This is a genomic window from Pseudoalteromonas sp. AS71 (assembly GCF_038900275.1).
Classification (GTDB): domain Bacteria; phylum Pseudomonadota; class Gammaproteobacteria; order Enterobacterales; family Alteromonadaceae; genus Pseudoalteromonas.
In genome coordinates, this window is record NZ_JBBMQZ010000015.1 from 1 (window position 1) to 12,609 (window position 12,609).

Below are 12,609 nucleotides of genomic sequence, written 5' to 3' on the forward strand. Positions count from 1 at the left end.
GTCGTCACTTTCCTCAACTAATGAATCATCTGCAGTATCAACTGCTGCTTCATCAATTAAACTATCTATGTCGTCTAGATCAAAGTCGTCACTTTCCTCAACTAATGAATCATCTGCAGTATCAACTGCTGCTTCATCAATTAAACTATCTATGTCGTCTAAATCAAAGTCGTCACTTTCCTCAACTAATGAACCATCTGCAGCATCAACTGCTGCTTCATCAATTAAACTATCTATGTCGTCTAAATCAAAGTTGTCGTTTTCTTCTAGAAGTTCATTTTCGTCGAGTAACTCTGCATCAATTGAGTCATCTACCACATCACTTTTTGGTTCATTCGCTTCATCAATTAAGTTATCTATATCATCTAAATCAAAGTCGTCGCTTGAATCAAGTTCATCTAAAGTGTTATCTGAGGTATCTAATTCTGTTGATGTTTGATCTAATAATTCATCTATATCAAAATTATCATCATCTGCAAGCTCCTCACTTAAAGCCGCCATTTCATCATGGGATTCTAAGCTATCATCTTCTAAAGCTTCGCTTGTTTGCGGTGCATTAAACTCAGGTAGACTATCGTCTTCATCAAACAAGCTATCTAAATCGTCATTAGTTAGAATTTCATCATTGTTTATTGAGTCATCAGATAAGTCTAAATCTATATCTTCAGCGTTTTCATCTGAAGGTTGATCAAAACCTTGCTGCATAAAAATATCAAGTTCATCATTGTCATCGGTATTTTCATCATCAAAAACAATGTCATCACTTAGTAGGCTTTCGAGCTCATCCTGATCGAGTAAATTTTCACCACCTGAAAAATCATCTAGGCCGTCATCTAAATCATCATCAGGCAACATATCATTTTCGAGATTATCATCAAGTTGAACACTTAAGTCATCTAAAGAATCGGGTACAATTGGATCGTCATTTAAACTTGGATCTAAATCATCATCGCCAGTATAAGTTGGGGTTTGTGGTAAAAAGTCATCATCGTTTTGTGGCTCTTCTTGATTACTTGCTCGTTTTCGTAAAAACATAACAATTGCAAAAACAATCAGTAGCCCAGGAATAAACATTAATAAACCCAGCACTATAGGATTTGAAAATAATGAGTTTAAATCAAACGATTCTTTTGGTATTACCTCTTGTTTTTTTTGTTGTGCAATAATCTCGTTTTGTTTAACAATTAGTTCTTTTAACTGATTTTGAATTTCGCTGTCTTGTCCTAACTGTAAGCGTAAGTTTTCGAGTTCGTTTGAAATACCTGATAATTGTTTTTTAAGATTATTATTTTCAACTAAAATTTCTTCTACATTGCTTACAGAATTTTTAAACTGTTGTTGTAACTCAACTAGCTTAGTACCTTGCTCTGTTTTTATTTCATTTAATTCTTTCTGTATCTCTTTTTTGGCATCGTCTACGTCGACTTTACGAGCTTGAGTTACTTTTGTTTGCGCTGAGGTAATTTCGCTTTGCGTAAGTGTGCCATTTTTTTTCTTTTCCCATAATGCATCATCTTGCTCAGAACGTTGCTTTGCAAGCTGTGTATTTACACTTTTTATTTCGGCTAAAGTTGGGATTTTTAAATAGGCACCATTTTGAATATGGTTAAGATTTTGTTCTAAAAATGAGTTGGGGTTTTTGTTATACAAGGCCTGCATAACTTGATAAATGCTGACGGAGTTATCTGGGCGCACTTTAGCCGCTATACGCCAAAGTGTATCAGTTGGTTTAATTGGCCCAATAGATCGCCCTTGCGCACCATAGTCAACGCCTTTAGGCCCCTTTAATTGGGTACTGTCTTGAGAGTAAACTGGCGTTACTATCAATGCAGACGCTAATATAATAAGTGTAACTAAACCGCGCATGCTGATCCTTTAATATTTAAATATTAACAAAACACTTAAAGCTTAAGTGCATAAATATTGTTGATTATTGCTGTTATCAGCCAAATGACTGACTCGCATTTATTATTACAATCTATTTTTATTGCAAGCTCTATTCCAATTACAAACTATAAACCAGTTAGGGCTTAATATCCATCGCAACACCTTGAAAATAAATGCCTTAAAACATCTTTATAAATATTAATTTATTGAGTGTTATCAATCAGTTTATATACTTTTAGAATTAAACGGCAAAAAATTGACAAGCTCTATAAACAAAAAGCGGCAAACAAATAATGTTTACCGCTTCTCAAGTGTGTTCAACGCTATTAACTATTACATGTAATTAGCAATAAGCTCTTCTGCAATTTGAATACTGTTAGTTGCAGCACCTTTACGAGTGTTATCACTTACAACCCACATGTTTAATCCATGAGGATGAGAAATATCAGCACGTAATCGGCCTATATAAACAGTATCGTTACCACTAGCGTCAGACACTGCTGTAGGGTAATCACCTTCATCATCAATTAGCTCAACACCAGGCGCGTCTTTTAAAAGTTGCTTAACGTGTTCAAAGTCATAAGGCATGCGCGTTTCAATATTAATTGATTCTGAGTGACCAAAAAATACGGGAACACGTACACATGTAGGATTTACTGCAATGGTGGTATCACCCAAAATTTTATGAGTTTCATTTACCATTTTCATTTCTTCACGCGTGTAGCCATTATCTTCAAAGCTATCAATTTGAGGAATAACGTTAAATGCAATTTGCTTTGGAAATACTTTATTGTCCATAGGGCGTGCGTTCATTAAATTAGCTGTTTGCTTTGCAAGTTCATCAACCGCTTCTTTACCTGCACCCGATACAGCTTGGTAAGTAGATACGTTGATACGGTCTATTCCATAAGCATCATAAATTGGTTTAAGTGCTAGCATCATCTGAATAGTTGAACAGTTAGGGTTAGCAATAATATTACGGTTTCTAAAATCAGCTAGACTTGAAGCATTAACTTCTGGCACCACTAGCGGGATTTCAAAATCATTTCTAAAGTGCGATGTATTATCAATTACAATACAGCCGGCATCAGCAGCAATAGGAGCATATTTTTCAGATACACTACCACCAGCAGAAAACAAACCTATATGCGCTTGGCTAAAGTCAAAGCCTTCAACGTCAAGTACTTCAATGGTCTCACCACGAAACTTTATGTCTTCACCTGCGCTGCGGCTGCTCGCAAGTAAAAAAAGCTGATCGACTGGAAACTTACGATCTGCTAGCGTTTCAATGATTTGACGGCCTACTAAACCAGTAGCGCCAAGTACGGCAACGTTATATTTTTGCGACATATTTCTTCCTCTATAAACGACATTAAAACAACATCGTTAGTTAAATAATTATTCAGCTATGCTAAAGCCAAGTTGGCTAAGTGCTGCTAGTTGTGGGCTATCACCTTGTAGAAATAAGGTGCTAAATTCTCGCCTTACCGGATAGTTTTTACGTAAACTATCAAAGCCCTCACCTTCTAAATGACGAAGTAAAATTCCGTCATCGCGGCGTACGTCATAAATTAAATGCACCAAACGGGCAATATCTTGCTCGCTAAGGCTTTGCGTAACAGTTGCATTTGTAATAGCAGGTATTGGTAAAAAATCATCCAACGATTTACTTACCTCTACACCTTTTAGGTCACACAATTTTTGATACAACATTTGTGTACCTCGTGCTTTCCCCTCAAGTGTATGCCCTGCGATATGCACACTGGCATAACGCACATGCTCTAGTAATTCAGTTAGAATATTGGGCTCTTTTTCCCATACATCAAGTACTAAATCTAAATCAGCCCCAGCTTCCATTACCTCAAGCAAAGCTTGATTATCAATTACGTCGCCTCGGCTTGCGTTAATTAGCGTGAGTCCTGGCTTAAGTGCTTTTAATCGCTCTTTATTCATCATGTGCAGCGTTTTGTGCTCGCCACTTATAACAAGTGGAACATGAAAAGTAACAACATCTGATTGCGCTAATAACTCATCAAGCGCTACATGCTCTTGTAGTAAGCCCTGTTCGTGCTTAATTGGATCGCACAGCAGTACGTCGACATTTAATGCTTTTAATTTTTGCGACAAACACGTGCCAATGTTACCCATTCCTACAATACCAATTGTTTGACCACATAATGGGCGCGCATTTTCTTGGCTTAATGCAAATAAACTACTAATTACATATTCAGCTACAGCAACGGCATTACAACCAGGTGCACTGGTAAAAGCAATATTTCTATCATGTAGTAATTGCGTATCAATATGGTCAATGCCAATTGTGGCAGTCCCCACAAAGCGCAGCTTGTTAGCTTGTGCCAATAGTTCATGATTAACATTAGTCACTGAACGAGTAAGGAGTACATCTACATTTATTAATTGTTCAGGCGTTAATTTACGACCATCAAAACGCTCGACCTCACCAAAGTCTGCAAAGTACTGCTCAACTAAAGGCATATTTTGATCGGCAAGAATTTTCATCACTGAGTCCGTTTGGCAATTAAGTGGCGCCATTGTAACGAACAACCAAGCCTTTACACAAACTAAAAAGGCGCATTTTGGCTGATACAAATACTTAAAAGTGGTTATGTTGATTGTTTTAAATCAGCAATTTAAATTAGGGATTTAAATTATGCGGATAATAATTTTACTATTGAATATATAAAGGCCGAATCACAGCATGATTCGGCCTTTATTATGAAAAATAAACTTCAATTACATTGAATTTTATTTAGTTGATTTTAGTTTATAGCTCAAAATCTTTTTTGAATTTCAAACCAAATTCACTGCGGTCATTACTGCGCATTACACCAACAAAACCTGATTGTTGTAGGCGACCAACATCGTAAACTTCGTTTAGAACGTTTTCACCATATAATGTAACTTCCATATCGCCATATGGATTAGTGTACGAAATATTAAAACCAACTAGTTCACGAGAATCAATAGTCTCACTTTGGTTGTAAACTGATTGACCTTGCATTTCACTGCGATACGAATAATTAGCATTAAACGCAAGTGTTGCGCCACTCTCTAAATCCATAAAGTAAGAAGGTGCAACCATGACAGTCCAGCGTGGTGTAAGTGCTGGTGAATCGCCTTTACCTATGCCTTGTACGCCCTCAGCAACTTCTGTTATTTCAGAATCTAAATAACCAACTGCACTACGAATAGTAAAGTCATCGGTAATAGCAACGGTTGTTTCAAGTTCAATACCTTGCGCTTTAGATTGACCCGCATTTTCTACAATTGTTACAAAGCCACCACCCGCTGTTGGATCTGAAAACGGTAATGCTAAATCGGTGTAATCAGTCACAAATACCGCAAGCATCATAGATACATTTTCGTGTACTTGGCCTTTTAAACCCATTTCGTAGTTAACCGCTTTTGTTTCGTCAAACGATACAAATTGATCTGGTCCACCAAATGGACGCGGTGGAAAACCACCTGTTTGATAACCTTTTTGAACCTGGCCATACACATTCATATTATTGCTAAGCTGATAAGATGCATTTACATCCCACGTAACTGCATCAAAATCCGCACTTACATACTTACGAGTTGGAAATGATGGGAATATAGCATTTGCATCTTTCTTATCTTTTGAATAACGAAGGCCACCACCAACCGTTAAATCGTCAGTTAAATCGTAGCTGGCATTTATATATGCTGCATACGAATTAGTTTCTTGGTTAATTTCAAATTCACCGTAACCACCAAATGATTCTGTTACACCATCATTCAACAAGCCATTAGGTGTATTAAATGGGCTAAATACAAACGGGCCTGAACGTGTAAAGCCATCTTCATTAAAAAAGTAAAGACCAGATACAAAGTCCATATTATCGAATGTTGCATTTAGCTGAACTTCAAAAGAGTATTGATCAGCACCGCCCTCCTCTGGGAACTCAGACAAGTTTAAAGGTGATGCATCATCATCTAGGCCACCTTCATACTCAGATGTACGGTAACTTGAGATAAACTTAGTAGTATAAGTATCGTTAATTGCCCAATCGGCTGAAAACGATGTGCCCCAACCTGAGTAAGAAGTAGATTCAATACCCGCAACGGTTGTACCTAAATCATCAGGGTCTGATGGAATTAAATCTTGAGTCAATAATGGGAAATCTCCATTAAACACATCGCTTGCATCTAGCGGATCAGTTAATTCAATTGTGTAGGGCGATTGGCCAGATTCGTTATCGACACCATCTAAAGAAAAAGTAAATGCTAAGTCGGTATTTACTTGCCATTTAAGTGCAACACGGCCGCTAAACTCCTCTTCTTCACCAATTTCTTTTTCTGGGTTTGCTAAATTAACTGCCTCGCCCACACCATCACGTGTTTTGTACGATGCACTTGCAGACATACTTACATCATCTGTTAGTGAATTGTTAAAATAAACATCACCTGCAATACGTCCGCGACTCCCCAGCTTTGCAGTAGTAGTTACAATACCTTCATCACCAGGTTGTTTGGTAATTACATTTACAGCGCCACCTAATGTATTACGGCCATATAAAGTACCTTGTGGGCCACGAAGCACTTCAACACGCTCAACATTAGGTAATGATAAGTTAGAACCCATTTGACGACCTAAGTACACACCATCAAGATACACACCCACACCCGGATCGGTAGTTATTATATGATCTTGCAAACCTATACCGCGGATAAATACAGACGCATGCGCAGAATTACCCACGCCATAGCGGGTAATATTTAAATTTGGAACATATTTACCAATATCTTCTAAGTTACTCATATTGGCTTTATCAATTAGATTAGCGCCAATTGACGTGATAGCGGTTGGAGATTCAAACAGGCTCTCTGTACGTTTACGAGCTGTGACTTCTATCTTTTCGAATGCGTCTTGTTTAGCTGTTGTTTTAGCTTCTTCGCTGTTTACAGAGGTAGTGAGTGAAGCAAGAATTGCTAAGCTTAACTGTGAGAGGTTACGTAATTTCAAAATATTCTCCAAAGGATACCGGATGATTTAGTTATGCATTTATACTTAAGAGTATAAAATTCAGGCATAAAAAAAGATGCTTAATAGCACCTTTCCTCTGGACGGGTATTATATGACAGAATTGTGAAGAAATGTATAAATTATTTGAATGAATGTATAAAGAATAAAAGTGATTTAGACATTGTTAGTTTTTGGTGGATTATCACAAATAAAGAACATTAATATCAACCTCACTAAAAAGCTGTTTTAAAACAAAAAATCGCATAAATATAATTTTAAAAAACACATAAAATGTACTATACACATGCACTTTAGTGTATAAAAAAAGAGCTAAAACACATTCTCCTATCATTGAAATTAACTAAAAATAAGAATATAGTACTAAAATGTAATCTATGGATAGAATATTATGAATATTGTAAATACAGTAGATAAAAGCCCAAAATGCTTCACCAACTCAAATTACACCTCACTTTTTTGTGTTGCAGCTGACTTCAACGTCCTACTCGTTAATTATCAAGCTTTAAACGTCATTACCAATTATGAACTTATAAATCAGTTTATGCTAAAAAACGGTCATCAAGGACTCGTTATTTTTGACGTACCCAAAGACGGAGATGTACTCGCATTAAAAGAATGGCCTAATTTAAAAGGGTTGTTTTATGAAGGTACTGACGAGGTACTATTTCAGCAAGGGTTAGAAGCTATAGAGCAAGGAAAACTTTGGTTTCCACGTGCTGTAACTGACGGTTGGATGAGACAAATGCTAGCGAGTGAACAGCAAACCACACTGCAATCCAACAATTTAACATGTAAAGAAATGAAAGTATTAAACTTATTATTTTCAGGCTTACATTCAAGTGCAATTGCCGACACTTTATTTATAAGTGAAGCTACTGTTCGCGTGCACTTACACAAGGTTTATCAAAAGATTGCTGTGAAGAACAAGCAACAAGCATTACTTTGGTGTCAAAAAAACTTAAATAGAATTAATAGTTAAGCGGGCTTATTTGAAACCTTATTGTATCTGAATATTCTCCGGCAGCTTGCTCTCTAAAGTCAGCTAAGTGTATTCTAAGCGGTAATAGAAATACAGTTTGGCCATTATATGAATACGCCTGCTCAATATCCTGACTAAGGTGTAACTCATTCCCTGCCATATCTAGATAGTAATCTATATCATAGCGATGCTTATAAATACTATGTACTAGCTTACCTTTATTATCAGAACTAATACGTAATTTAACATCCGAGTTTGTTACTATTTGCAAGCTAGGTAACATTGAATATGTTTGTCTGGGAGTTAACTCTCCTAAACTGATAGTACTTGATAATGTATTGTAACCAAGTACTGAAAGATTCGTTCTAGGTGCTATATTTGTATCAATGTCCAATTGAAGCTCGTCTAGGAAGTTATTATTTTGATCATACAATTCAACCTGTAATCTATCCTTGTAAATGCCTGCTTTGACCGGTGTACCCGAAGGAATTAGGAGCTCTATTTCAGCTTTTGAGTCAATAAATTCCAACCTGCTGATTGATGAACTTAAAAGTTGTTGTGCGTTACTACTGTACCGATAAGCTATAGTTTGGAATACACCTTTCAACTTTCCTTGATTTTCACTCTTTAATATAATGTGAAGCTGGCATTTCTCGTCATCAACCACACTAATTCGCAACTGTTTTTTTGCATCTGTAGTCTGTAAAGAATAGTATTGTTCGAAATTATCAAATATATGTTCTACCTTATCAATTTTTGCATTACACTGCGCAAAACTCATATAAGGTACATACAATAAGACCAAGCCAATCATTGAGGTAACCACTTTTTTAGTCGACATAAATTTTTCCTTTGCGCTGTAGTTGTTCGCCCTCGATCACATCTAATAAGAATTTTGAATTACTACTATTATTAAGCTTTACAGTATAGCGACAAGGCGCAAGCCCTGTAAGTGCAAAGCGTCCTAATTTATTAGTAAAAAATTTGTAGCTCTTTCCTGGTTTTTTTAAGCAAGAAGCAACACCAACTTGCAATATAAGTGGTTGCTTTTGGCGATCAAGTAAGGTCGCTATTACTGATATATTCTCATCCGTACCAACTGTTAAATTATGGCCACTTTTATATGATGGAAAGAGAACAATTAACCCTGAACCTAAGTCATAACCTGGAGGTAGGTTTTCGACATCTATCGAGATTGCAGAATTTGTATAAGAATCAACATCACTTAATAAAATAGTTTTGAACTGATCATTACTCGCCCTATATTGCTGTTTGTTTTTACCCAATATAATTTTGTTATCTCCTAAACTACGGTGTGCATTTACTAAAGCAAAGCTATCATTAATAGGCTTACCAACAGCCCATTCAGTTTCGGCAAAAGCCAAACTAGACGCAAAACTCACCCTGCTTTGATGTGATACATTGTTGCTATTAAATTCTTCAAATGAGCTCGCATGGTCAAGGCTAAATAAAAACCTGTTTCCGCTATACTGCGAAGTTAAATCGAACAAAGCTGCATTTTCATCACTCCTTTCAACTCCTGCCCTCATACTAAGAGCGCCAGCATACCGGTGATTTGAACTGTGGTTTAACTCAAAGCGAGTCGCCTTTCTTCTTGATTGGTGTGAAAGCTTAGCTCTAATAGGGTTACTAAACTTATAAGATAAAGATAGCTGGAGGCCCCAAGCATTTTCTTTTGAAATTTCATCAAATTGCACACCAAAGTTGTAACGCCAATCACTGCTATTTAAGTTACCTGAAAAATTTACTCCAGCTGATTTATCATAATAAGATTGTGCATGTGCTCTGTTTAAATTTGCATAAAAAGCAACTTGCAAGCTAGGGTCAAAAACAAAACTATAATTAGATTGTATGAGATGTTCTTGAAATTGTGCATTATTTAATAACTCAGGGCGATACCCAATAGAGCTAAATCCAACAGAGCTATACTCATAACCTATGCTAAAGCTTTGCTGCAAAGAACTACTATCATAAAAGCTACTGTATAATAATCGGTAAGCATGTCCTGTACGATCAGCGAAACTAATAGCATTTTCAAACGCAACTTTGCCTACTTGAGTAGCAAAGATATTTTTGAAACCAAGCTGTTGCACATATTCATCCATTTGTAGTGTAAAACCTGATGTCCAACTTGGCGATATACCATAATCCAAGTAGCTACTAAGAAGTGGGTAATCGTTACTATATTCTAACTGCTCAGCTAATTTAGAAGGTATACCTAAGTGAATTTCGTATTCTAACTGTCCCTGAGCAAATAAGTCTAAACCCGTAGTTACATCAAAATCTATATAATGCACCACGCCAGCTATATCTGTAATACGTAAACTAATATTATTGCTTCCCTCTTTAAGAGGGATATCACTTAAAGAATACGTACCAACTCCTAGGTTCAACCTGCTTATAATTTTGCTATCCGCAAAAACTTCTATAGAAGAAGGACTCTCTAAAGTGAAGCTTTTGGAGGCGCTAGGACGAATAGTCTTATTAGAAACTAATGCAAAGTCATGAGCCAATGAAACACCTAAAAATCGTGATGTTGATTGAAAATAACTACCTGAACTATAGTTATCTCCTACTGAAATACGCATCCCCGCAAGAGGGGTGTCATGAGTTAATCGTGTTCCCAATCGTCTATAACTTGAGTCTTTTTCAGTTATTTCTGATATGTACTCGACTTCATTTTCTATTACCCATCCCTGCCAGTTTAATGCCATTTCTGCACGTGTTGCTAACTGCCTTCTTGTTTTATCTACTCCAATAATTTGACTATGCAAAAGGCTAGCATAAAAATTAGTAAAGCCACTTAAATCAGCAACATTCTCAGCATGTAGGTACCTAATATCAGGCTTTAATGTCAAGGCTCTCGTGGTAATAAACTTCAAAGGAACACTTATTTGTAAGCTAAAATTACTGAAGTCGAAATGCAAAGCAAAACCACTATCCTCTATTGCCTGATGGGTAAGCAAACCGTCATGAACTTTTGCTGATAACTTTGAAAAAATTTCGGGAAACAATACATCTTGAAAGGCAGAGTGAACATCGTTCCATTTAACTATTAGCCTATCATCAGGCTCAATAACTAGCGCAATTTTACCAATTGAGCTGCTATTGAGCTCAGCTTCAACGCTTAATTCAATTGTATGATTTGTTGGATTTATTTTTGCAAAACAGTTCAACGTAAGAGTAAGCAAAAAAAAATAAATTAGTAGCCGCATATTCACTTTTCCAGTTTTAAGTACAGCTGCTTTAGGTTGTTCTTATTTATAGAAGTTGAAACTGGTACTTCAATGTGACTAATACTATGCGGAGCAAAAAAAACATCATATCCCTTGGCTCTCAGCTGCTGTTTTAAAACTCTTTGTACCAAGACTTCACTATTAATATCTATGAAGTTAAGATCATACTCACTTAAACGGCTTGCACCTGGGCCAATATTTTTAATATTAGTTGTAATATAATTACCTTCTATAGAAAGAGGAGTTACTACTAAATTGGGTTTTAGCTTTACCTGGTCAACATGTACCACTAGGTTCACATTTAATCGAAGATTTAGTGCTGGGCCGCTAGTTGTAGAATGATTTAAAATGGGCTGTTCAATCAGGCTAATCTGGTAACTTTTATCAGATTCAGGTAAAATTTCAGTTAACCACTTAAATTGTAGTTGTTGAGCTTGACCAGGCTCTAGATATAGCGATGGTGGGAAGACCCATAGTGGCGAGTCAGTTAAAGCTTTGAGCTTTGGCTCTTCTTTTGCGTCCTCCTCACTAAATTTAATTTCAAATATTTGTATATCGAATGCTATCTCACGAGTTAGATCATTACGTACTAAGCTGTTAGCATCTTCATTAGGTGAAAAAGTTATCACCATAGGTCTTACCTCAATTGCATAAACAGGCCAAAAGAAGTTCAATAAAAGGCATGCTGGTATAGTTAAAAAAAATGACCTATTCATGCACCACCATTAACTTACTTAATTTGGGGTCAAATCTTGCTGGCATTTGCAATGTCACCTCACGGCTAGAGTAAGGTAATAAAAACTGATCTGAAAGGGCTTCTTTTAATTTGTCATCTTTAAGTTCTAACTTTTCACCAGACCTCTCAATTATCCATTGAGTTTTTGTCAAGCGAATATATTTATTTCCTTTGTTTTCTAAATACACCTTCCATAAACCCTCACTAGCCTGCTGCTTACCATTAACAACTAACTGTGCATGTGCTTGAGTAGGTACTACGTTATATAGAGTTTGAAAAACATAGCCAACTCCAATTGAAGATTGATTGCCTCCACTTAAATCAACATCAAGTTGTTTCACTTCTATTCGGTAAGATTTTGATGCTTTTAATATTGGTTCGCCTATGTATTTTACAATAATAGCCTGACTTTCTCCTGGAGGGATAATCGCAGTCATAGGTATGATCATAAAATCGTTGTCATTAGCAAATAACTTCTCTTTATTCTGGGAGTTGATTGTTAAATCAAAACTTGAAATTTCTACTGACAATTGATTCTCGGAAGTATTAGTTACTCGCAGTAACAACTGGGAATTTGCACCCAGTGGCTGTAAATCAGCCACCATAGGCTCGACCTGAAATGCAAAAATACGGAAAGATATGAATATTGTCAGAATAATTATTATATTGCGCATTTAATACCCCTATTTTGTAATAAAAGGCAGCCTTAGCTGCCTATTTA

The 12,609-nt window shown here is 36.3% G+C and carries 9 protein-coding genes; 1 reads left to right on the plus strand and 8 read right to left on the minus strand.

Annotation, left to right across the window (positions count from 1 at the left end; all coding sequences use genetic code 11):
- The 4 genes from WNY98_RS12255 to WNY98_RS12270 form a co-directional block, all read right to left on the minus strand.
- Positions 1–1,866, minus strand: a 1,866-nt coding sequence (locus tag WNY98_RS12255) for a FimV/HubP family polar landmark protein (protein ID WP_342878030.1), incomplete at its 3' end; no start/stop codon positions are given.
- Positions 1,867–2,220: 354 nt separating this feature from the next.
- Complete coding sequence (locus WNY98_RS12260; protein WP_007586655.1) at positions 2,221–3,237, minus strand: aspartate-semialdehyde dehydrogenase; 1,017 nt, start codon at positions 3,235–3,237, stop codon at positions 2,221–2,223.
- Positions 3,238–3,285: 48 nt separating this feature from the next.
- Positions 3,286–4,407, minus strand: coding sequence for a 4-phosphoerythronate dehydrogenase (locus WNY98_RS12265; protein ID WP_342878031.1), 1,122 nt, complete (start codon positions 4,405–4,407; stop codon positions 3,286–3,288).
- A 265-nt stretch (positions 4,408–4,672) separates the two neighbouring features.
- Complete coding sequence (locus tag WNY98_RS12270; RefSeq protein ID WP_342878032.1) at positions 4,673–6,895, minus strand: TonB-dependent receptor; 2,223 nt, start codon at positions 6,893–6,895, stop codon at positions 4,673–4,675.
- Between the two features lie 409 nt (positions 6,896–7,304).
- Between WNY98_RS12270 and WNY98_RS12275 the strand changes: the two genes are divergently transcribed.
- Positions 7,305–7,895: a LuxR C-terminal-related transcriptional regulator gene (locus tag WNY98_RS12275; protein WP_024597700.1), complete on the plus strand. Its 591-nt coding sequence runs from the start codon at positions 7,305–7,307 to the stop codon at positions 7,893–7,895.
- Here WNY98_RS12275 and WNY98_RS12280 read toward each other — a convergent pair.
- From WNY98_RS12280 to WNY98_RS12295, 4 genes are read right to left on the minus strand one after another with little or no spacing between them, the layout of a single operon-like run.
- Positions 7,885–8,736 (minus strand): hypothetical protein, encoded by an 852-nt coding sequence (locus WNY98_RS12280; RefSeq protein ID WP_342878033.1) that lies wholly within the window; start codon positions 8,734–8,736, stop codon positions 7,885–7,887. The genes WNY98_RS12275 and WNY98_RS12280 overlap by 11 nt on opposite strands.
- Complete coding sequence (locus WNY98_RS12285; protein ID WP_342878034.1) at positions 8,726–11,131, minus strand: fimbria/pilus outer membrane usher protein; 2,406 nt, start codon at positions 11,129–11,131, stop codon at positions 8,726–8,728. The genes WNY98_RS12280 and WNY98_RS12285 overlap by 11 nt, the downstream gene beginning before the upstream one ends.
- Positions 11,132–11,133: 2 nt before the next feature.
- Entirely contained in the window at positions 11,134–11,868 is a 735-nt protein-coding gene (locus WNY98_RS12290; RefSeq protein WP_342878035.1) for a hypothetical protein, read from the minus strand.
- Positions 11,861–12,562 carry a molecular chaperone gene (locus tag WNY98_RS12295; protein WP_342878036.1) on the minus strand — a complete coding sequence of 234 codons (702 nt, stop codon included), beginning with the start codon at positions 12,560–12,562 and terminating at the stop codon, positions 11,861–11,863. The genes WNY98_RS12290 and WNY98_RS12295 overlap by 8 nt, the downstream gene beginning before the upstream one ends.
- Positions 12,563–12,609: the final 47 nt, after the last annotated feature.

Bases quoted from the DNA above. Each gene is read 5' to 3' on its own strand.
- WNY98_RS12295 (WP_342878036.1), bottom strand. From the start codon at position 12,562: ATGCGCAATATAATAATTATTCTGACAATATTCATATCTTTCCGTATT.
- WNY98_RS12275 (WP_024597700.1), top strand. From the start codon at position 7,305: ATGAATATTGTAAATACAGTAGATAAAAGCCCAAAATGCTTCACCAAC.
- WNY98_RS12290 (WP_342878035.1), bottom strand. From the start codon at position 11,868: ATGAATAGGTCATTTTTTTTAACTATACCAGCATGCCTTTTATTGAAC.
- WNY98_RS12265 (WP_342878031.1), bottom strand. From the start codon at position 4,407: ATGAAAATTCTTGCCGATCAAAATATGCCTTTAGTTGAGCAGTACTTT.
- WNY98_RS12280 (WP_342878033.1), bottom strand. From the start codon at position 8,736: ATGTCGACTAAAAAAGTGGTTACCTCAATGATTGGCTTGGTCTTATTG.
- WNY98_RS12260 (WP_007586655.1), bottom strand. From the start codon at position 3,237: ATGTCGCAAAAATATAACGTTGCCGTACTTGGCGCTACTGGTTTAGTA.
- WNY98_RS12285 (WP_342878034.1), bottom strand. From the start codon at position 11,131: ATGCGGCTACTAATTTATTTTTTTTTGCTTACTCTTACGTTGAACTGT.